Source organism: Luteococcus sp. H91 (assembly GCF_038433135.1).
Classification (GTDB): domain Bacteria; phylum Actinomycetota; class Actinomycetes; order Propionibacteriales; family Propionibacteriaceae; genus Luteococcus.
In genome coordinates this window covers 402,411-420,224 of record NZ_JBCDMV010000002.1, presented here as the reverse complement: position 1 = coordinate 420,224, position 17,814 = coordinate 402,411, and the positions used below count along the sequence as shown (strand labels likewise).

Below are 17,814 nucleotides of genomic sequence, written 5' to 3'. Positions count from 1 at the left end.
AAGTGCTTGACAGCACGCCACCCATGTGCAAAATTTGCATTCGTAAACACCGCAAAGGAGTGAGCCTCTCACTCGGTTAGATGTACCCGTATCCCCCGGCGAGCCCGGGCCGTTCAGGAGGACCAAGTCATGACACATCGATCACGAAGCAGCCTTGCGGTGCTGGCACTCGGAATCGGCTTGACCGGCAGTCTGCTGGTCACCAGCCCCGACGCCCGCGCCGATGATGCCGACGACGGCCGGATGATCCTGCTGCTGGACTCCTCGGGGTCCATGAAGGATCCGGCACAGGGCGGCATGACCAAGATCGACGCCGCCAAGAAGTCCCTCACGTCGGTGATCTCCGAACTGCCGGTCGACGCACAGGTCGGCCTGCGAGTCTTCGGCGCCACCGTCGAGAACAAGAATGACAAGGGCGCCTGCCAGGATTCGCAGCTGGTGGTGCCCATGGGCACCAACAACAAGGCGGCCCTGCAGGCTGCGGTCAGCACCCACAAGCCCTACGGCGAGACGCCGATCGGTTATGCCCTGGAGGAGGCCGCCAAGGATCTGGGCGACAAGGGCAAGCGTTCCATCGTGTTGGTCAGCGACGGCGAGGCCACCTGTGAGCCGGACCCGTGCGCGGCTGCCGAGAAGATCGCCGCCAAGGGCGTCGACATCTCCATCAACGTGGTGGGCCTGGGTGTCGACGACAAGACCCGCAAGCAGCTGCAGTGCATCGCGGGCAAGGGCAAGGGCAAGTACTACGACGCCAAGAACGCCGACCAGCTCTCCGATGCCCTGGAGAAGTCCCAGGCCCAGAGCATCCGCCCCACCGGCTACATGGGCAAGAAGGTGGCCGGCACCCCGACCGCCGTCGGCGCCCCCAGCATCCAGGTGGGTGACTATGTGGACAGCCTGGGCGCGCCCGGCACCGATGCCGGCACCCGCTACTACCAACTGCACCGCACCATCCCCCACTCGACGATTGCCGCCTCCGCGCTGCTGGAACCCGTGATGGGTCACAACGACTCACTCAAGATCGAGCTCATCGCCGGCAGCACCACCTGCTCATCCCAGACCGGCTCCGGCTCGTCGGACGGCAGCTCGACGACGCTCACCGCCGCCGCCCAGGTGCCGCAGTACTCGGGGGACGACGCCTGTGACACGTCCACCGACCTGTTGATGCGGGTCAGCCGGGATGGCACCGACGCCGACACGGCGGTGCGCCCGCTGCAGCTTCGGGTCACCGAGGTGCCCCCGGTGACGAACCTCGCCGACCTGCCCGAGCCTCCCAACAACTACGACATCGCGGTGCCCACACTGGCCGCCGGAAAAACCCTCGTCGGCGGCAACCAGCTGGCCAATGCCGCCGCGGTGGAGAGTGGCGTCACCTACGAGACCAATGTCAAGACCGGCGAGATCCAGACCTACAAGATGCCGGTGGGCTGGGGACAGACGATGGGCGTCAAGGTCCAGATCCCCAAGCCGTCGGCCTCCCTGGCCAAGACCTACAAGAACAACAAGATGTGGCTGACCACCAAGCTGCTGGACCCCACGGGCAACATGATCACCAAGGACACCACGACCTTGGCGGACTGGGACTCCTCGCCTTCGCTGACGATGGTCAATGTGAATTTCAAGCGGGTGCACCGTTACACGAGCAACAGTGCCTGGCTCGCGGGGAACTACACCCTCGTCGTCACCGTGCGGGGCGCCACCAACGGCCCCAAGGTCTCCGTCCCCTACCGCTTCGTGGCCAGCGTCGACGAGCCCGTGCAGGGCGTGCCGGTCTACGCGAAGAAGGGCGAGGTTGCGCCATCGTCGCAGAGCGCCGCTCCCGAGGCGACGGCCAGCGAGTCCGCCAGCGCGGAGACGAGCACCGAGCCCACCGAGGAGCCGACCGAGTCGGCCACCGCCGAGGCAACCTCCACCGAGAGCACCGAGGCCACCTCGGCCAGTGAAGAGAAGAAGGACGGCAATGTGATGCCCGCCCTGCTGGGCCTGGCCGGGCTCGCGCTGGTGGCCGGTGGGGTGACGGTCGCGCTGCGTCGGCGACGTGCTGCGTCGGCCGCTCCGACGACCGGTGGCCACCCGAATGCCACCAACGGATCAGGCCAGTACCCGACGACGTGGCCGCCGGCCTCCGGCAGCCAGGGCGCGACTTCCACCGGTCCTGCGGCTCCTGGCGATCCGAACCAGGGCGGTCAGCCCGGCGCCAAGGCGCAGCCCGGCAACCAGCAGACGCCGCCGCCCAACCCGTGGTCCGCCAAGGACGACGCCTGAACATGCTGACCAACACCATCTGATGCCGACCCGGCGGGCCCGTGCCCGCCGGGTCGGCTCATGTCTGCGTGGGGGTTGCCGGTGGAAGCGGCCGTGGCGCCAGCGCACCCCGGGCACCGGGCGTGGGTCAATCCCGGCGCAGCAGCACGCGCCCCAGCACGCCGATCGCCAGCACCACCAGCCCGGCCAGAACCGACGCCGTGGGCAGGGTGACCACCAGCACCAGGCAGAGCAGCATGCCCAGACCCTGTAGGGCCCGGGGGTAGAGCCGCCCCTCGCGCTGGTGCCAGGCCGAGGCATTGGCGACGAAGTAGTAGAGCAGCACCCCAAAGCTGGAGAAGCCGATCGCGCCGCGCAGGTCTGTGACCAGCAGCAGGACGGTGAGCACCACCGCCAGCGTGGCCTCGGCCCGACGGGGCACCTGATGGGTCGGGTCCACCGCCGCCAGGGCGCGGGGAAGGTCGCCTTCGCGGGCCATCGCCAGGCTGGTGCGGCCGACGCCGGTGACCAGGCTGAGCAGCGCCCCCAGGGCCGCGGCCGCGGCACCGAATCGGACAACGGGTTGCGCCCAGGTTGCGCCCACGGCCCTCACGGCGTCGGCGATGGGGGCCGGGCTGGCGGCCAGGGCGTCGGCGCCCAGCACCCGCAGCAGGGTCAGGGCGACGGCGACGTAGACCAGCAGGGCAATGCCCAGCGCCAGGATGATGGCGCGCGGAATGGTCCGACGGGGTTCGGTGACCTCCTCACCCATCGTCGCGATCCGGGCGTAGCCGGCGAAGGCGAAGAAGAGCAGACCGGCACCCTGCAGGATTCCGAGCGGACTGCCGCCGACGGCCGCCTGCCGGATGGGAGCTGCTGGTTCCCCGAGCCAGCCGAGCAGCACGACGCCGGTCAGCACCACCAGCACCACCACCGCCAGGATCCGGGCCAGCCGGGCGGTGCGGGTGACGCCGAACATGTTGACCGCGGCCAGCGCCCAGACCGCGGCGATCGCCAGCGGGCGTTGCCATTGCGACGGCGCCAAGTAGGAGGCGACGGTCAGCGCCATCGCCGCACAGGAGGCAGTCTTGCCGATCACGAAGCACCAGCCGGCCAGGAAACCCGGCCACTGCCCCAGCTCTTCACGGCCGTAGAAGTAGGTGCCACCGCTGGTTGGGTAGCGGGCGGCGAGCTGGGCGGACGACGTCGCATTCGCGAAGGCGACGACGGCCGCGATCGCCAGACTGAGCAGCAACCACTGCCCCGCGGCCGCGGCGGCCGGGGCGAAGGCGGAGAAGACGCCGGCGCCGAACATGGAGCCCAGCCCGATCATCACGGCGTCGGTCAGGCCCAGTCGTCGGGCCAGCGTTGCTTGCGGTTCTGGTGTCGGCACGGAGGAAGGCTAGGGATGCCAGACGACGCGCAGGTGAACGGATCCGTGGGTGAGAACCCCCCGACAGGCCCGGGGATCGTGATTGCGAGGCCGGCGGACCATGGTTGCGTCGGTGCCGCTGCGATCTCAAGAAATGTCAGAGCCGGGTGTCAGCATGGAGCCATGAGTGATCTGGTGATCGGGGAGGACGGCAAGGCCCGTCCGGTGTGGGCGTCACAGGACGATCTGCTTCGTCGCTACTACGACGAGGAATGGGGCATGCCCGTGCGTGACGAGCGCGGGTTGTTCGAGCGACTGAGTCTGGAGGCCTTCCAGGCGGGATTGAGCTGGGCCACCATCCTGCGCAAGCGGGAGAACTTCCGCGCGGCCTTCGCCAATTTCGAGCCGGACAGCGTGGCCGCCTTCAGAGAGGATGACGTCGAACGGCTGATGGCCGACGCCAGGATCGTCCGCAACCGCCGCAAGATCGACGCGACGATTGCGAATGCCCGCGCCACGGTGGCACTGCGGGAACACGGCGGCCTGGCGGACTTCATCTGGGGCTTCCAACCAGACCAGACCCCTCACCCCCACACGGCTGCGGACGTCCCCAGCCAGTCGCCGGAATCGGTCGCGCTGTCCACGGCGCTGAAGAAGGCCGGCTTCCGCTTCGTCGGCCCCACGACGATGTTCGCGTTGATGGAGGCGGTGGGGATCGTCGACACCCACCTGGTGGGTTCCTGGCGGCGCGGCAGTTCTGGCATCTGGGGTTGAGGGCGCCCGGTCAGACGCCAACCACCTCCACCAGACCCTCGAGCCCGGCAAAGTCCTTGGGATTCCGGGTGATCACGGCCGCCCCGTGTGCAGCAGCCGTCGCTGCGATCATCAGATCGATGGCACGCCCGCGGACATCACGGCCCGACTCCAGCACCAGCCCGCACACGACGCCGTAGGCCTCCGCTGCGGCATCGTCGAAGGGAAGCCCCTCACCCAGGACCGCCCGCAGCCGCGCCAGGCGTCGCTCGCGACGCGCCCGTTCCAACGGGTCGGTCGCCTTGCGGACCCCGTAGCCAAGCTCGGCCCAGGTCAGCGACGAGACGGTCACCTCGAAGCCCGGCTGCAACAGGTCGCCGGAGATCAGCAGGTTGGTGTCCAGCAGTGCCCTGCTCATCCGCAGGACTCCCACGGGTCGCGGGGGGATTCGGCTGCCCGTGCCCCCTGCACCGTCGCCAGCCACTCGGCGTCGGGGCCAAGTTCTTGCAGCAGCTCGTTGAGATCCACGCTGGGAATCCAGCGTTGCCGTTGCACACCGGTGATCCGCGCGACGGCCTCACCCCGGTCGGTGACGGCGTACACCGCACCGCTGCGCACCTCACGAAGCATCCCGGTGGGGTTCTGTCGCAGTTCACCAATGCTGATCGTCTTCATGGCCTCCCCTTTTAGACAATTGTCTACTACCCACAGAGGCGTGTCCACCCGACGCGAGCAGCTGACGACACGCCGCGTCTGGAGCTGGGCTGAAGCTCGTCCGGGTCGGGCCGGAGACCGACCCCTTCGAGGCGTAGCACGGAGTTGGGCAGCTGCCCAGCCATAACGTCTCAGGGGAGAGCAGACATGTCGGGAAGCAAGCGGGTCGCACGGTCGATTGCCATTGGAGGGACCAGCCTGCTGCTGTTGAGCGCCGGGCTGCCAACACAGGCCCAGGGCACACCGATCCCAGAGCGCCCAGCCACTCCGATCGTCGCCAAGGGCACGAGCTCGGCGTACAACCAGTTCCGGGGGCCGAACACCACCCGTCGCGTGGTGCTGAGCTACGACGACTGCCCGCGCTCGGTGCGTGACTTCCGACGCACCGTGCTGGCCGCGAAGCAGCTCAGGGTGAGCCTGGTGCTCTTCCCCACCGGCCAGTGTGTCCGCAGCGGCAAGATCGACGTGACCTTCGCCCGCAAGCACGGCATGTACGTCTTCAACCACAGCAACAACCACCCCAAGCTGACCAGGCTCAGCTACCGCGGTATCACGAGGGAACTCGGGACACCCGGCGTGCAGGCCAACTACCTGCGGCCACCCTACGGCGCGCAGAACAAGACCGTGCGCCGCGCCGCGGCCGACAAGGGGATGCGGATCTGGCTGTGGACCGTGGACACCAATGACTGGCGCGGGAAGAGCCGCACCACGGTGGTCCGCTACGTGGTGCGCACCGCCAGGCCCGGCGACACCGTGCTGATGCACATGCAGCACAAGGCCTTCAACCCCACCGCCGTGGAGCAGATGGTCACCGGCCTGCGGAAGCGGGGCCTCGAGGTGTGCCGCAACACCGGCCCCACCGCCCAGAAGCCGAAGGTTCGCTGCTGAGGCGAGACCGAGCCGCTCAAGCCCGCGGCCCACGGCACCCCTAGACTCCGGTGGATGGTACTCGCGCTGCTGATCTCACTCCTGGCCGGCCTCGCAACCTGCGTGGGCGGCGCCATGGCGGTGCGCAACCGCAGCCCGCAACGCGAGTACCTGGCCGTCGCCCTGGCCTTCGCGGCCGGCGCCATGCTGCTGATCTCGTTGGTGCAGATCGTCCCACTGGGCGTCGACTACCTGCGCCAGACCGGCACTTCCGAGCGAGGCGCCATGATGGTGGTGTGGGCGGCCTTCTTCGTCGGGATAGCCGCGGTGCTCGGCATCGACCGGCTGCTGCCGTCGGCGCTGAACCCCAATGAGCAGGAGGGCGCCGAGCTCAGCTCCAGCAGCATCACCGCCACCCAGCAGGTGATGCGCTCCGCGCTCCTGGCCGCGCTGGTGCTGGCGCTGCACAACTTCCCGGAGGGCATGGCCACCTTCTTCACTTCCTATCAGGACCAGCAGGTGGGCCTCACCCTGGCCACGGCGATCGCCATCCACAACATCCCGGAAGGCATCGCCGTGGCCGCCCCGGTCTATGCCGCGACGAAGTCCCGCAGCAAGGCCTTCTGGTGGGCGACGGTTTCCGGCCTGACCGAACCGCTCGGCGGGTTGATCGGCGCAGCCCTGGTCAGCTGGGTGGTGCCACCGGCCTTCTTCGGCATCTTCTACGGCATCGTCGGCGGAATGATGGTCTTCCTGGCGGTCGACGAGTTGCTGCCCGGCTCCTGGCGCTATGCGACGGACAAGCACCAGACGATCTACGGAATGATCGCCGGCATGGCCGTGATGGTGGCCAGCTTCATCCTGTTCGCCGGCTCCTGAGCCACCTAGCCGGGACTGGACCGGGTTGGGTCTTGTTGCATTGATATCATTGCTGCATGACGGCGATCACGGTTCGCAAGCTCCCCGAGGAGGCAAAGCAGCGGTTACGGCTGCGCGCGGCCGCACACGGCCGTTCCATGGAAGCGGAGGCGCGCGACATTCTGCTCTCCGCGCTGCAGCCATCCCGCACGGATCTGTCGTGGATTGAGCAATTGGCCGAGATCGGCGATCGATACGACGGCGTCGAGCTGGAGATTCCCAGCCGGGAACTCACCCGCGGCTCGGAGCAGTGGTGATCGTCCTGGACACCAATGTGGTGTCGGAAATCCTCAAGGGGCAGCACGCCGCGCCGCCCGTGCGGACATGGTTCCGGTCGCTGCGCGAAACACCGGTGACGACGCTGATCACCCGAGCCGAGCTGCTGTCCGGCGTCGCGAGTCTCCCCGAAGGGCGACGAAGGGACGAGCTGGGCGCCGACATCCAGCGAGCCCTGATGACGCTGGGAGCCTGCCTCCCGCTGACCGAGGAGATGGCCGACCGCTACGCGGAATGCGTCGCCCGCCGTCGGCTCTCGGGCCGCCCACTGGCCGGCTTCGACGGCCTGATCGCCGCCACCTGCCTCACCGTCGATGCCAGTCTGGCCACCCGCAATGTCCGCGACTTCGAGGGACTGGGACTCACCCTGATCAATCCGTGGGAATTCCAGTGACGGCCCCGAGTCACAAACATGACGGGAGCAGAACTCACCGCCCGGTGAATGGGGTGGCCAAACCACTCGCGTCAACGCTCGGTGGCCCGTAACCTGTTGCTCGAGCCAGGTCCCTTCCCCGCGGCCCCGCCAACCCCGGCACCGGGAACCACCCCAAGGAGAAGCCCCATGAAGCTCAGCATCAACCTGTTCCGCACCTTCGACGGCGTCTCGCAGGGCCCCGGTTCGGCCCAGGAGGACCCGCGGGACGGCTTCAGCAACGGCGGCTGGCTGATGCCGGTCTTCGACGAGGGCGTCGGCGAGGCCGTCACCGGCTGGTTCGACAAGTGCGGCGCGCTGCTGCTCGGCCGCCGCACCTACGACACGTTCGCATCGCACTGGCCGCAGGTTACAGACCCGGCAGACCCGGTGGCCGCCACCATCAATGGCGCCCACAAGTACGTCGTCACCTCCAGCGAGTTGGCTACCGACGTCTGGGCCGACAGCACGACTGTTCTGGGAGCCGACTTCCTGGACCGGATCCGGGAGATCAAGGCATCCGATACGCCAGGTGAGCTGCAGGTACACGGTTCGGTGAAACTCGCCCGCACCCTGCACGAGACGGGCCTGGTGGACATCTACCGCTTCGTCGTCGCCCCGGTGGTGGTGGGCGGCGGCTCGGGCGTCTTCACCGACACCAGCCCGGCCCACACGATGCAGGTGACCAGCAGCGCTGTCACCCCGAACGGCTGCCTGGCCCTCGAGATGACCCCAACCGAGTTCGTCAATGACCTCACCGCAGCCGTCGAGGACGGCCAGGACGTGATCCGCGAGGTCAGCTAACCGACCGACGCGAGGCCGGCCAGCACCACGTCCAGCAGGGCCTCCAGGTCAGACTCGTCGGGGGTCTCGTGCAAGATGACGAGCCGATAGACCGCAGCGCCGACGAGGGCATCGGCGGTGACGTAGGGATCCATCTCGGCGCGAAAGCGTCCCGCCTGTTGTCCTTCCCGGATGGCACGGACGATCGCCTCGCGGACGGGGTCGATCAGGGCGGCGCGGTAGGCGCGTCGCAGCTCGTCGTCGCTCTGCCGGTGGACCTCCATTGCGAGCGCCGCAACCCCGGGACCCGCTTGGCGCAGCGAGACCAGCCCGACGCGGCAGGCGGCGCGAAGATCTTGTTCAGGGTCGCCGACGAAGGTCAGGTCGCGCTCCCCCACCAGGTCCACCACGGCGGCCACCACCAGATGGGCGAGGCTCGGCCACCGGCGGTAGATGGTGGTCTTGGCCACACCGCTGCGCGCGGCCACCTCATCGATCCGCAGACCTGCGTACCCGCGCACGGCCAACAGGGCGCGCACGGCATCCAGCACCTTGTGTTCCACCGACGCATCCCGCGGTCTCCCCATTGCCATGCGACCACCCTTCCAGATCGCTACCCTTTGCGCTACCGTTGGTATCGCTACTGATTGTTTCGGAAGTGGAGGAATGATGGACGGCATGCTCGTCGGCCCGGACCGCTGGCTGATCCCGCTGTCCCTGTGGGTCTCCTTCCTGGCCAATGACGGCGAGGAATTGCTGACCATGGCACCCACAACCGGCGTCTCGCAAACCCATGTGCGGGTAGGCGTGGCGACAATGGGCGTGCTGTACGGCGCGGCCGTCGTCGACGGGATTCGCACCCGTGGGCGCGGCTGGCTCTACCAGGACGTGCAGTTGGTCTTCGGCGCGCACGGTTTCGGGCACCTGGCGGCCTCGGCGCTCACCGGCCGGTACACGACGGGCGTTGCCACCTCACCCACCGTCGTCCTGCCGCAGTGGTGGTGGGCGACGCGACGACTGCGCCAAGCGGGCGCGCCTGGCGTCGCCCGGCCACTGCGCGCCGTGGCACTGACCGGTGGCTGGTTGGCCGTCGCCCACGCCGTGGGAGCCCTCGCTGCCCGGAACCACGAGACCAAGGAGAAGCAATGAACCGCAATGACCGCCTTTGGGTGATGACGCTTGCGCTGATCGCCGTGCACCAGACCGAGGAGGTTCTGGTCAGCGTCGAGGACTGGTATCGCAGGGTCGGCACCACGACGATGCCGTGGCTGGACCGGCACCTGCAGGGCAACTGGATGGCCGCCCACGACCCTCGTCGACGCGTGACTGCACAGGCATCCCAGTGCGTGGGGCTGGCGACCGCCTGGGCCCTGACCCGTCGGCACCCGCGGGCCACCCAAGTAGCGACGAGCGTGCTGTGCGCCGGCTGGTCCGCGGCCTTCGGCATGCACCTGGCCGCATCCTGGCGGACGCGCACGATCATGCCGGGCACGACGACGTCGGTCGCGCCGGGATGGGTGGGCGCCGGCGTTGTCCTGCGCGAGATCTGGCACCAAGACCACAGTGGTGAGTGAGATGTGGGCGGTCCAGTACCACCGGCATGGCAGTCCTGATGTCCTGACGATTGACGAGATTCCCATCCCCGAGCTGCGATCCGGTCAGGTTCTGGTGCGTACCGTAGCGAGCGGCGTGAGCCGGATCGACGCAGAGTTTCGCCGTGGCCGGTTCCCCCACGGCCTGGGCTTCCCCAAGCAGACGGGCTTTGATGCCGTGGGCGTGGTGGCCGATGCGGGTGACACCGCACTACCGATGGGGACCCCCGTGGCCGTGGTCCTTGGCCTGGAACCGCTGTGTGCCCGCGGCACGACGGTCGAACTCCTCGCGGTGGAGACGGAGCGGTGCGGCCTGTTCCCGCGGGATCATCACCTGGTCGCTGCAGACGTCGCACCCGCGCTTGGCGGCCTGACGGCCTTGCGCGCCATCCGCGACGTGGTCAGGCCCCGCCCAGGTGACCACATCCTGGTGGTTGGGGGCGGTGGTCCAGTGGGGCTGGCGGCCATTCGATTGGCCGGGCTGTTCGGCGCCCGGGTGGACGCCGTGGTGGGGCGGGCGGCCCAGACCGCCGCCCATGAGATGGGCGCCGATCTCGTCGTGGACCATCGCAGTCAGGACTGCGCTGCCCTGCAGCAGGGGCTGCACTACGACGGGATCGTGCTCGCCGCCGGCGAGCCCAAGACGTGGTGTGGCGCTGGCGCGCCTGGGGCTCGCATGGCCTTGACCGACGGAAGTGCTTGGCCTCGATCACTCATGCCAGCTCGTCGCTCAGGGATCGTGTCCCGTCCGGTGGCGGCCGGCCACGACAGCCGCGACCTCACGTGGCTTGCCCACCGGATTGCCGACGGGGAACTCCCCGGCGTCGTGGGCGTCACCTTCGCGCCGCATCAGGCCGCCGATGCACACCGGCAGCTGGGCACCCCAGGAACGTGCGGAGCCCGGGTGATCGACCACCTGCCTCAGCCTTCGTCCTTCTCTGCCTGACCACGCCTCCGGTCCATCGGGACACCAGTCAGGTCAGGGCGCTCGACTGCGGAGACCACGGTCAGGTGTGACACCCAGAAGCAGAGTTACACTTGGGACATGCCGACCACGAAGCGCCGCCACCCGGTGACGGAGACCGCCGAGATCACCGCGGCACTGCATGCTGCTGCTCGCAGGTGGCCCGCCGACCGGGACAAGCCCGCTCGCCTCCTGCGCCATCTGATCGAGGAGGGTTTCAAGAGCATCGAGCCCGAGGCGGCCGCCCGGCACAATCGGCGCCTGTCCGCAGTGGATCGCGTCAGCGGCTCCTACACCGGCCTGTACGAGCCTGGCTACCTCGATGGCCTGCGGGCCGAGTGGCCCGAATGATCGCGCTCGACGCCGGGGTGCTGATCGCCCTGTTCGATGCCCACGACGTCCACCACGAAGCGGCCGAGAGGCTGTTCAGGGACAATCCGGATGAACCAATGACCATCGGCCCCATCAACCAGGCCGAGGTCCTCGTGCGAGCGGCCCGGGAACACCGTGACCAACAGATGTCGGCCGACATCCGCTCCCTGGGAATCGAGATCACTCCCCTCCCACATGACGCCGGAATTCGCTTGGCTCGCCTACGGGCCAACACCCGCGCGAAGATGCCCGACTGCTGTGTCCTGCTGACCGCCGAGCAGACCTCGGCCCGAGTCGCCACGTTCGACGACGCCCTCAAGGCAGCGGCGGGTGCGCGCGGACTGGAAGTGCTCTGACAAGCACGAACCACGTGTCAGGCCAGTTGGTCGCCGACGCCCAGCATGCCGGCGACGAGCGCGACCGCAGGTTCGCTGCGCACCGTCATCAGGGCTGCTGCGGTCAGGCAGACCGTGACGACGGCAAGGGGGAACTGCAGGCGGTGGACGGCGCCGGGCGTCGGAGCGATCCGGGCGGACACGGCCACCAGCCGGCCTCCGACCAGGCTGAGGATCATCGCGATGCCGGTCACCACGACGAGCGAGCTGGTCATGCGTCGGGCCCGGCGGCGTTCAGGGGCGAGGGGTTCGTCGACGTGAACACACCCGCAGGATAGGCGGGCGTCGACTCAGGGCCTTCGAAGAGCCACGAACTCGGAACCGAGTACACCAGCAAGTGTCACGATGGGATCATGCAGAACAGCCCCGCGCGGATCCTGTGTGCCCCCGAGACCTTCAACCTGGGCGAGACGTCTCGCGGTGTGGAGGTGGCCCGAGAGCTCGCCGCCCGAGGGCACGCGGTGCGCTTCATGGGCTATTCCCCCCGGTTTGCCGACTATGTGCGAGACGCCGGCTTTGATCTGGAGCTGTTGAAGCCCGAGCTGAGCGAGGCCGACGCGGATGCCCTGATCGCCGCCGACCAGGGCCGGAGCCTGCGCCATCCCTTCACGACGTCGGTGATCCGCCGCCGGGTGGCCAGCGAGCTGGAACTGATCCGACGCTGGCAACCGGACGCGATCGTGATTGGCAGCACGCTGTCGATCTTCCTGTCCGCTCGGATTGCCGGAGTGCCGCTGGCCTACGTGAAACCCTTCCCGCTGAGCCGTGGCCATCTGGCCGCCGCCCGCACGCTGCCCGTCCTGGCCGGTGATGGCCGGCTGCCCCAGTCGGGCAATCGCCTGGCGGGAGGGCTGGCGCGGATCGCCGCACCGCGGGTGACATGGCAGCCGTCGGCCTTCCGACGGGTCGCCCGCGAGCACGGGCTGGAGCTCCCCCGCACCACGCTGGACGCGATGGCCGCCGACGTCGACCTGATCGCTTCGCTTTTTCCGCTGCTCGACGGACGGCCGCTCGCCCCGGGCGAGGTGGCGGTGGGGCCGGTCTATGCCCGAAGCGACGAGGAACTGCCGTCAGAGGTGGCGGCGCTGGCTGACCGACAGCGCCCTGCGGTGTACGTCGGATTGGGCTCGTCCGGCAATGCCGGTTTGGCTCGACGAATCCTGACCGAGCTGGACCGGATGGGGCTGGACGTGGTGACCACGGCCGGTCGCTTCCTGGATGACCGAGACCGTGCAGCCTTGTCACCACGGATCCGGGTCTTCGACTTCCTGCCCGCCCATCGACTGGCGGGGCTGGTGGACGCGTCGATCATTCACGGCGGCGAGGGAACCGTGCAGACCGCCTGCGCCTCCGGGGCACCCTTCGCCGGGATCGGCCTGCAGCTGGAACAGCGCTGCAACCTGGACGAGTGTGTCCGGCACGGCAATGCGCTCCGGTTCACCGCGGGGGATCTGCTCCGTGGCCACTTCCCCGGAATCGTCGCCCGGCTGCTCGACGACGAGTCCCTGCGCACCAAGGCCCGCGAGCTGGCCGCTGTCGCAGGGCGACTCGACGGGCCAGCGGCCTGCGCCGACCACATCCTTGACCTGGCCGCGTGCGAGAGAACCGACAAGAAATGAAACTGCCCCTCTTGTGACGGGGCAGGAATCTCTTGCCTGGTGGACCTTGGGGGGAGAGGACGGCGTGGCCCGCACCGTCGATGCCCTGGAGCGCCTGGGCCTGCTCGGCTGACGCGCTGGCGCGGTCGACGCATCGGCTGTCAGGCGGGCGTCTCCTCGGAGGGAGAGGCGAGTTCGGCTCGGTACTGGCGGGCGAAAGCCCGGAACGTGCGTGCCACGGGGTAGTCCGGCTCCCGGGCGATGGCAGCCACCCGCGCATCCAGGGCAGCGACGGCCTCCGCGTCACGACCCAACAAGTGCAGGACGATGGGCCGCAGATATCCCGCCGACCACACGTCGGACTCGTTCTCGTCCAAGCCCTCCAGCACCGCGTGGAGCGACTGGCGCCGCGCGATCCAGGGCTCGCATGCTCGATCAATGTCGCGGAGCAGCCGCTGTCGCACGGCCTCGTCGTCACCTTGCCCAAGACGCCATGACTGATAGCCCTCCGCTGGCCACAACAGGCCCGACAGGGGTTGGAAGAGCGTGGTCCTTTGCGGATTGTTCGCCTCGTCAGCGGCGGGAGCATAGATCTCCTGCACAGCGTCGAAGCGCACGCCTACGGTCGTAAGGATGTTCCCGGCTCGATTGATGCTGAGGTGTAGCCAGGCGGTGACGCCTTCGTCGACCGGTCGGGAGAACGCGAAGACCGATCCCGAGCGGGCCTGCGGGGTGTAACCCCTGTCGCGAAGCCCCTCGGTCAGGCCTTCGACGAACGTTGGAACCGACATGCCACCAGTCTAAGGTCGCCGGGACCACGGCACCCTTGTCCCACATCTGGCATGTGCTGACAGACTGGCATTCCGGGGCCGGCACCGTGGTGGCGGTTCGGCGCTACATCATGGAGGACTCGCCCTGGACACGCATGGCCTGGCTCGTCGAGGTCGCCGGACCCGATGGCGAAACGCACCGCCACGAGTTCGCGGGTCTGGGGCCGGACGACACCGAAGTCCCCTTCTCCGGGCCGGTGCTCGTGAACCCGCGAGATGCTTCACAGTTCGCGCTCGTCCTCCCATGGGGTCGCACCGGAGCCATCGCGGCCCTCGCACTGCTGGTTTTCATCATGGGCGCCTCGCGTCCACCCATTTCGCGCGGTGAGGCTGAGTACTCGCTTATCGGCACTTCGGCCGAACCAAAGAAGCGGCCACGAACACAGCTCACCGCTACTGAAGGGGACGCTGTGCGAACAGTCGGGCCAGACGGATCAGGCTTGGCTCGGCGGCCTCCCGCGCTCAATCCCGCAGGAAATCCGGCCCACGAGGCATATCCACCTCGAACGCCTGTTTCCCGCGGGTCGGTGCGCACCACGACTCACTCGCAGACCAGCCCGATGATGCTACGCACTTGCTACGCCGGGGGCATGAGGACCATCAGCCAACGCGAGATGCGCAACGAAAGCGGTGAGATCCTGCGCGAGGTCGAGGCTGGCGCGGTTCTGGTTGAAAGTGTCGCTGTCCGCGATCGAACCGGCCCAGTTCACCCATGCGGGGCTGGTGCCGGTCGTGAACCTGCGCTCCCTCTACGCTCTCCTCCTCGCGGCCGCGATCGACCTGCAGGCCGAGGCCTTGGCCACCTACGACCTCCGTCTGGCGTAGTCGGCGCACGAGGCGGGACTGGTGACGATCAGCCCCTGACCACTCCCCCTCTCGCGTGGCGTCTGCAAGTACCCGTCTCGGTCGATCCAGCCACACCACCACTGACCAGCCCCCACCAGACCTAGGATGGAGCCATGAGCATTCTGGGCCAGAAGATCGCTGGGGAACTGCCGAGCGGAATGGAACTCCCACCGGAGCTGGGTCGCCTGCTGGACTGGTGCGAGGAACGCGGATGGTGCGACGACCTGGATGCCGTGACGCCCACGGTTGCCCCATACCCGCCCGAAGCGGGCGTCACGACCGCCATCTTCACCAACGAGGGCTCAATGGATCTTGCCCTCAATCTGGGAATGCTGCAGGACGATCGCGACGACGCCTTCGCGGATCGCCTCTACCAGTTCTGCCAGATCGGTAGTGACGGGACGCACGCCGCCTGGTGGCTCAACGACACGGGCGAGCAACAGGTTGTGATCATCGGCGACGACTTCGGCAGCGCCTTCGCCACCACCACCGACTTCCTCCGCGCGCTCGCGGTCGGGCACTTCGAACTGACCCTCGGGGAGATGGGGGCCGACGACGTCGAGGAGGAGTACGTCAACCACCACCTGAGGAGCTGGTTGGTCGACGAGCTGGGAGTGACGATCCCCCACTGTGCCGACGAGCTGACGGTGCAGCCTGAACCCGACCCCTTCCAGGAATGGGTCGCCTCGGTCGAGGAGTCACTCGAGGACGAGGAGAGCTGACCGCACGCTGAGTGACACGCGGCGGAGCCTGACCCGCTTTTCCGGACACCGATTCTGGGGTGTGATGGCCTCAGGGAAGGAGTCCGTGATGCCTGTTGCGAAGCCGCTGGAGTTCCGGCTTCGAGCTGCTGAGTTGGTCGCCCAAGGTGAACCGGTCGCCAGGGTCGCCCGTGATCTGGGGATCAGTGAGTCGTGTTTGCGTCGTTGGATGTGACGACCTCTACAACAAGTGCGAACCAGCCGAACGACGCATCCTCAACCGCGCCCTGTTCACCCGCATCACCATCGACGACGAAGAGAACGCCACCTACACACCCGACGAGCCCGCATCCAGCATCCTGGCCCACCTCGACGCCGACGCTCCGACCAACATCACCGGAGAAACAAAACTGCCCCGCCATCAGGCGGGGCAAGTTTCGATTTTCTCTACTTACGTGGAGCATAGGGGATTCGAACCCCTGACCTTCTCATTGCGAACGAGACGCGCTACCAACTGCGCCAATGCCCCAAGTTTTCAGTTGTCAGCTGACGAGCAGCAAGAAGAAGGGTAGCACCCCTTGTGAGTGCCCGTCCAAGTGAGGTCACTCACCGACGGCGCGGCGGCGTTCCTCGTCGGCGGTGAAGCCCTCGTCGGTGCGCTCGGGGGCCTCGGCCACCACCGGATCCTGCGATGTGAGCGGGCCGGGGGCGGACAGGTCGATGGTGCGCACGGTGCGGGGCACCATCGGCTTGCTGACGTAGGTGGGGACGGTCACCGGGATCGGCTCCCACAGGCTGCCGGTCATGCCGTTGATCGGAGCGCTGATCTCGATCGACAGCTCGGTGGAGTCCGTGGAGATGCCGCCGGTGCGCAGCGTGGCGGGCACCTCGAAGCTGATGGTGTCCTCGCGCCAGTCGGTCTCCAGCTCGGCCAGCCGCTCGTCGAGGACGGCGTTGAGACGTACGACGCTGAACCGGGCCACCATCAGGAGGGCCAGCAGCATGGTGAAGGGAACCAGCGGGGTCCACCAGACCACCGCGTCGAAGGCAACCCCGGCACCGGCAATCGCGGTCAGACCCAGCAGGCCCAGCACCACATTGCGTCGACGATGGGCGGCGCGACGAGCGGTGTCTCGGATGTCGGCGCGGGCGGCCCGACGGGTGAGCGGGGTCGACACGTCGGCCTCGTCACCCATCACGATCCCGGAGGGCGCGATCATCCGCGCCGACTCGCCAAAGCGATCCAGCACCTCAAGTTCATCCGCGTCCACACCATCGCGCCGGGCGACGAAGGACGGGACGAGGTAGGCAATCCACCCCAGAGCAATAACCACATAGAACAGTCCCGTCACGCGCCCAAGGCTAGGGGGAAGCGCCACCCTCATCCGTGACCCTCAACGGAGTGTCGAGGCATTGGTTGTGGCAATTCGCGACGAGGGCTATCTTTCCCGCCCAACACGCCGACAAATGCCGCTCAGCCGGCCCGCCAACCGGGTGTGTGGTTGGCCAGGTAGCGCACCAGCAGCCCCTCGGGAACATCCTCCGCACACACCGCGAAGGATCGGTGGTCTCGCCAGTCTCCGTCGATGTGCAGGTAGCGCTCGCGGAGCCCCTCGTCGCGTAACCCCAACTTCTGCACCACCCGCAGGCTCCTGGCATTCTCCGGGCGGATGTTGACCTCCATCCGGTGCAGGCCCATCACCTGGAAGCAGTAGTCGGTGGCCAGGGCCAGCGCGGTGGGCACGACGCCCTTGCCGGCCAGCGCCTGGTCAACCCAGTAGCCGCAGTGCGCAAAGTGGGCCGAACCCCAGGTGATGCTGCTCACCGTCAACTGCCCGGCCACGGGGAGCTTGCGCGGCTTGGTCTCGGCCGCGGGCCAGGCCGGGTCGAAGCAGATCGCAAAAGGCAGGCTGGCATCCTGTTTGGCCTGACGGTCGAAGACCCGCACCATCTCCGGGAAGCTGGCAACCCCCCGCTGCGTGCCCGAGGGCGGGGTGGCATCCCACGGGCCGTTCCAGGCCGCATTGCGCTCCCGCACCTGGGACCAGACCCGACGATCCGAGCGGCGCAGCGGCCGCAGCACCACCGGCCCGCAGCGCAGTTCCACCGGCCAGGAATGACTGGCCGGGAAGTCCACACCCTCCGGGAGGCGGCTGTCACCGCTCATGACAACAGAC

The 17,814-nt window shown here is 68.1% G+C and carries 25 protein-coding genes and 1 tRNA gene; 16 read left to right on the top strand and 10 right to left on the bottom strand.

The features are described 5' to 3' along the window. The first annotated feature begins 129 nt into the window (after positions 1 to 129). A complete protein-coding gene (locus AAEX57_RS02700) occupies positions 130 to 2,265 on the top strand; it encodes a vWA domain-containing protein (RefSeq protein WP_342090718.1) in 2,136 nt (711 codons plus the stop codon). 127 nt (positions 2,266 to 2,392) lie between these two features. On the opposite strand, the gene AAEX57_RS02695 is transcribed toward AAEX57_RS02700, so the two are convergent. Further along, positions 2,393 to 3,637, bottom strand: a complete 1,245-nt coding sequence (locus AAEX57_RS02695; protein WP_342090717.1) for an APC family permease — start codon at positions 3,635 to 3,637, stop codon at positions 2,393 to 2,395. Between the two features lie 162 nt (positions 3,638 to 3,799). Here AAEX57_RS02695 and AAEX57_RS02690 point away from each other — a divergent pair, with 162 nt between their 5' ends. Next, entirely contained in the window at positions 3,800 to 4,390 is a 591-nt protein-coding gene (locus tag AAEX57_RS02690; RefSeq protein WP_342090716.1) for a DNA-3-methyladenine glycosylase I, read from the top strand. A 10-nt stretch (positions 4,391 to 4,400) separates the two neighbouring features. Here the strand turns inward: AAEX57_RS02690 and AAEX57_RS02685 are convergent, their stop codons facing one another. Together AAEX57_RS02685 and AAEX57_RS02680 are read right to left on the bottom strand one after the other, a co-directional pair. Continuing rightward, positions 4,401 to 4,787 carry a PIN domain-containing protein gene (locus AAEX57_RS02685; protein ID WP_342090715.1) on the bottom strand — a complete coding sequence of 129 codons (387 nt, stop codon included), beginning with the start codon at positions 4,785 to 4,787 and terminating at the stop codon, positions 4,401 to 4,403. After that, entirely contained in the window at positions 4,784 to 5,044 is a 261-nt protein-coding gene (locus tag AAEX57_RS02680) for a type II toxin-antitoxin system Phd/YefM family antitoxin (protein WP_342090714.1), read from the bottom strand. The genes AAEX57_RS02685 and AAEX57_RS02680 overlap by 4 nt, the downstream gene beginning before the upstream one ends. A gap of 186 nt (positions 5,045 to 5,230) precedes the next feature. Between AAEX57_RS02680 and AAEX57_RS02675 the strand changes: the two genes are divergently transcribed. From AAEX57_RS02675 to AAEX57_RS02655, 5 genes are all read left to right on the top strand, one after another. Beyond that, the gene (locus tag AAEX57_RS02675; protein ID WP_342090713.1) at positions 5,231 to 5,971 is read left to right on the top strand and encodes a polysaccharide deacetylase family protein; all 741 of its coding nucleotides are present in this window, start codon (positions 5,231 to 5,233) and stop codon (positions 5,969 to 5,971) included. Positions 5,972 to 6,025: 54 nt separating this feature from the next. Beyond that, complete coding sequence (gene zupT / locus AAEX57_RS02670; RefSeq protein ID WP_342090712.1) at positions 6,026 to 6,829, top strand: zinc transporter ZupT; 804 nt, start codon at positions 6,026 to 6,028, stop codon at positions 6,827 to 6,829. Positions 6,830 to 6,885: 56 nt separating this feature from the next. Next, on the top strand, positions 6,886 to 7,125 hold the full coding sequence (locus tag AAEX57_RS02665) for a FitA-like ribbon-helix-helix domain-containing protein (protein ID WP_342090711.1): 240 nt from the start codon (positions 6,886 to 6,888) through the stop codon (positions 7,123 to 7,125). Then, positions 7,122 to 7,538 (top strand): type II toxin-antitoxin system VapC family toxin, encoded by a 417-nt coding sequence (locus AAEX57_RS02660; protein WP_342090710.1) that lies wholly within the window; start codon positions 7,122 to 7,124, stop codon positions 7,536 to 7,538. The genes AAEX57_RS02665 and AAEX57_RS02660 overlap by 4 nt, the downstream gene beginning before the upstream one ends. Positions 7,539 to 7,706: 168 nt before the next feature. Then, positions 7,707 to 8,360: a dihydrofolate reductase family protein gene (locus AAEX57_RS02655; RefSeq protein WP_342090709.1), complete on the top strand. Its 654-nt coding sequence runs from the start codon at positions 7,707 to 7,709 to the stop codon at positions 8,358 to 8,360. Here AAEX57_RS02655 and AAEX57_RS02650 read toward each other — a convergent pair. Continuing rightward, complete coding sequence (locus AAEX57_RS02650) at positions 8,357 to 8,932, bottom strand: TetR/AcrR family transcriptional regulator (RefSeq protein WP_342090708.1); 576 nt, start codon at positions 8,930 to 8,932, stop codon at positions 8,357 to 8,359. The genes AAEX57_RS02655 and AAEX57_RS02650 overlap by 4 nt on opposite strands. A gap of 76 nt (positions 8,933 to 9,008) precedes the next feature. Here AAEX57_RS02650 and AAEX57_RS02645 point away from each other — a divergent pair, with 76 nt between their 5' ends. The 5 genes from AAEX57_RS02645 (at position 9,009) to AAEX57_RS02625 (ending at position 11,623) form a co-directional block, all read left to right on the top strand. Then, the gene (locus AAEX57_RS02645) at positions 9,009 to 9,488 is read left to right on the top strand and encodes an HXXEE domain-containing protein (RefSeq protein WP_342090707.1); all 480 of its coding nucleotides are present in this window, start codon (positions 9,009 to 9,011) and stop codon (positions 9,486 to 9,488) included. Further along, positions 9,485 to 9,913 (top strand): HXXEE domain-containing protein, encoded by a 429-nt coding sequence (locus AAEX57_RS02640; RefSeq protein ID WP_342090706.1) that lies wholly within the window; start codon positions 9,485 to 9,487, stop codon positions 9,911 to 9,913. The genes AAEX57_RS02645 and AAEX57_RS02640 overlap by 4 nt, the downstream gene beginning before the upstream one ends. Position 9,914: 1 nt before the next feature. Then, entirely contained in the window at positions 9,915 to 10,877 is a 963-nt protein-coding gene (locus AAEX57_RS02635; protein WP_342090733.1) for a quinone oxidoreductase family protein, read from the top strand. 99 nt (positions 10,878 to 10,976) lie between these two features. Beyond that, positions 10,977 to 11,246, top strand: coding sequence for a hypothetical protein (locus tag AAEX57_RS02630; RefSeq protein WP_342090705.1), 270 nt, complete (start codon positions 10,977 to 10,979; stop codon positions 11,244 to 11,246). After that, positions 11,243 to 11,623 (top strand): type II toxin-antitoxin system VapC family toxin, encoded by a 381-nt coding sequence (locus AAEX57_RS02625; protein WP_342090704.1) that lies wholly within the window; start codon positions 11,243 to 11,245, stop codon positions 11,621 to 11,623. The genes AAEX57_RS02630 and AAEX57_RS02625 overlap by 4 nt, the downstream gene beginning before the upstream one ends. A gap of 17 nt (positions 11,624 to 11,640) precedes the next feature. Here the strand turns inward: AAEX57_RS02625 and AAEX57_RS02620 are convergent, their stop codons facing one another. Further along, positions 11,641 to 11,877, bottom strand: coding sequence for a hypothetical protein (locus AAEX57_RS02620; RefSeq protein WP_342090703.1), 237 nt, complete (start codon positions 11,875 to 11,877; stop codon positions 11,641 to 11,643). A 138-nt stretch (positions 11,878 to 12,015) separates the two neighbouring features. Between AAEX57_RS02620 and AAEX57_RS02615 the strand changes: the two genes are divergently transcribed. Further along, positions 12,016 to 13,281 carry a glycosyltransferase gene (locus AAEX57_RS02615; protein WP_342090702.1) on the top strand — a complete coding sequence of 422 codons (1,266 nt, stop codon included), beginning with the start codon at positions 12,016 to 12,018 and terminating at the stop codon, positions 13,279 to 13,281. 140 nt (positions 13,282 to 13,421) lie between these two features. Here the strand turns inward: AAEX57_RS02615 and AAEX57_RS02610 are convergent, their stop codons facing one another. Beyond that, complete coding sequence (locus AAEX57_RS02610) at positions 13,422 to 14,051, bottom strand: hypothetical protein (RefSeq protein WP_342090701.1); 630 nt, start codon at positions 14,049 to 14,051, stop codon at positions 13,422 to 13,424. A gap of 714 nt (positions 14,052 to 14,765) precedes the next feature. On the opposite strand from AAEX57_RS02610, the gene AAEX57_RS02605 reads away from it, so the two are divergent. The 3 genes from AAEX57_RS02605 to AAEX57_RS16190 all read left to right on the top strand — a co-directional run bounded on the left by AAEX57_RS02605 (position 14,766) and on the right by AAEX57_RS16190 (position 15,872). Beyond that, positions 14,766 to 14,915: a hypothetical protein gene (locus tag AAEX57_RS02605; protein WP_342090700.1), complete on the top strand. Its 150-nt coding sequence runs from the start codon at positions 14,766 to 14,768 to the stop codon at positions 14,913 to 14,915. A gap of 134 nt (positions 14,916 to 15,049) precedes the next feature. Continuing rightward, on the top strand, positions 15,050 to 15,658 hold the full coding sequence (locus AAEX57_RS02600) for a hypothetical protein (RefSeq protein WP_342090699.1): 609 nt from the start codon (positions 15,050 to 15,052) through the stop codon (positions 15,656 to 15,658). A gap of 64 nt (positions 15,659 to 15,722) precedes the next feature. Next, entirely contained in the window at positions 15,723 to 15,872 is a 150-nt protein-coding gene (locus tag AAEX57_RS16190) for a helix-turn-helix domain-containing protein (RefSeq protein ID WP_446721054.1), read from the top strand. Here AAEX57_RS16190 and AAEX57_RS02595 read toward each other — a convergent pair. The 4 genes from AAEX57_RS02595 to AAEX57_RS02580 all read right to left on the bottom strand — a co-directional run bounded on the left by AAEX57_RS02595 (position 15,841) and on the right by AAEX57_RS02580 (position 17,804). Continuing rightward, entirely contained in the window at positions 15,841 to 16,071 is a 231-nt protein-coding gene (locus AAEX57_RS02595) for a hypothetical protein (RefSeq protein ID WP_342090698.1), read from the bottom strand. The two genes, AAEX57_RS16190 and AAEX57_RS02595, sit on opposite strands and share 32 nt — an antisense overlap. A 22-nt stretch (positions 16,072 to 16,093) precedes the next feature. Then, positions 16,094 to 16,166, bottom strand: a tRNA-Ala gene (locus AAEX57_RS02590). Positions 16,167 to 16,239: 73 nt separating this feature from the next. Further along, positions 16,240 to 16,989 carry a hypothetical protein gene (locus tag AAEX57_RS02585; RefSeq protein WP_342090697.1) on the bottom strand — a complete coding sequence of 250 codons (750 nt, stop codon included), beginning with the start codon at positions 16,987 to 16,989 and terminating at the stop codon, positions 16,240 to 16,242. 122 nt (positions 16,990 to 17,111) lie between these two features. Next, the gene (locus AAEX57_RS02580; RefSeq protein ID WP_342090696.1) at positions 17,112 to 17,804 is read right to left on the bottom strand and encodes a GNAT family N-acetyltransferase; all 693 of its coding nucleotides are present in this window, start codon (positions 17,802 to 17,804) and stop codon (positions 17,112 to 17,114) included. Between the last annotated feature and the right edge of the window lie 10 nt (positions 17,805 to 17,814).

Excerpts from the sequence above, each read along its gene's own strand:
- AAEX57_RS02700 (WP_342090718.1), top strand. The coding sequence starts at position 130 with ATGACACATCGATCACGAAGCAGCCTTGCGGTGCTGGCACTCGGAATC.
- AAEX57_RS02690 (WP_342090716.1), top strand. The coding sequence starts at position 3,800 with ATGAGTGATCTGGTGATCGGGGAGGACGGCAAGGCCCGTCCGGTGTGG.
- AAEX57_RS02685 (WP_342090715.1), bottom strand. The coding sequence starts at position 4,787 with ATGAGCAGGGCACTGCTGGACACCAACCTGCTGATCTCCGGCGACCTG.
- AAEX57_RS02680 (WP_342090714.1), bottom strand. The coding sequence starts at position 5,044 with ATGAAGACGATCAGCATTGGTGAACTGCGACAGAACCCCACCGGGATG.
- AAEX57_RS02675 (WP_342090713.1), top strand. The coding sequence starts at position 5,231 with ATGTCGGGAAGCAAGCGGGTCGCACGGTCGATTGCCATTGGAGGGACC.
- zupT (WP_342090712.1), top strand. The coding sequence starts at position 6,026 with ATGGTACTCGCGCTGCTGATCTCACTCCTGGCCGGCCTCGCAACCTGC.
- AAEX57_RS02665 (WP_342090711.1), top strand. The coding sequence starts at position 6,886 with ATGACGGCGATCACGGTTCGCAAGCTCCCCGAGGAGGCAAAGCAGCGG.
- AAEX57_RS02655 (WP_342090709.1), top strand. The coding sequence starts at position 7,707 with ATGAAGCTCAGCATCAACCTGTTCCGCACCTTCGACGGCGTCTCGCAG.
- AAEX57_RS02650 (WP_342090708.1), bottom strand. The coding sequence starts at position 8,932 with ATGGCAATGGGGAGACCGCGGGATGCGTCGGTGGAACACAAGGTGCTG.
- AAEX57_RS02645 (WP_342090707.1), top strand. The coding sequence starts at position 9,009 with ATGGACGGCATGCTCGTCGGCCCGGACCGCTGGCTGATCCCGCTGTCC.
- AAEX57_RS02640 (WP_342090706.1), top strand. The coding sequence starts at position 9,485 with ATGAACCGCAATGACCGCCTTTGGGTGATGACGCTTGCGCTGATCGCC.
- AAEX57_RS02635 (WP_342090733.1), top strand. The coding sequence starts at position 9,915 with ATGTGGGCGGTCCAGTACCACCGGCATGGCAGTCCTGATGTCCTGACG.
- AAEX57_RS02630 (WP_342090705.1), top strand. The coding sequence starts at position 10,977 with ATGCCGACCACGAAGCGCCGCCACCCGGTGACGGAGACCGCCGAGATC.
- AAEX57_RS02625 (WP_342090704.1), top strand. The coding sequence starts at position 11,243 with ATGATCGCGCTCGACGCCGGGGTGCTGATCGCCCTGTTCGATGCCCAC.
- AAEX57_RS02620 (WP_342090703.1), bottom strand. The coding sequence starts at position 11,877 with ATGACCAGCTCGCTCGTCGTGGTGACCGGCATCGCGATGATCCTCAGC.
- AAEX57_RS02615 (WP_342090702.1), top strand. The coding sequence starts at position 12,016 with ATGCAGAACAGCCCCGCGCGGATCCTGTGTGCCCCCGAGACCTTCAAC.
- AAEX57_RS02610 (WP_342090701.1), bottom strand. The coding sequence starts at position 14,051 with ATGTCGGTTCCAACGTTCGTCGAAGGCCTGACCGAGGGGCTTCGCGAC.
- AAEX57_RS02600 (WP_342090699.1), top strand. The coding sequence starts at position 15,050 with ATGAGCATTCTGGGCCAGAAGATCGCTGGGGAACTGCCGAGCGGAATG.
- AAEX57_RS16190 (WP_446721054.1), top strand. The coding sequence starts at position 15,723 with ATGGCCTCAGGGAAGGAGTCCGTGATGCCTGTTGCGAAGCCGCTGGAG.
- AAEX57_RS02580 (WP_342090696.1), bottom strand. The coding sequence starts at position 17,804 with ATGAGCGGTGACAGCCGCCTCCCGGAGGGTGTGGACTTCCCGGCCAGT.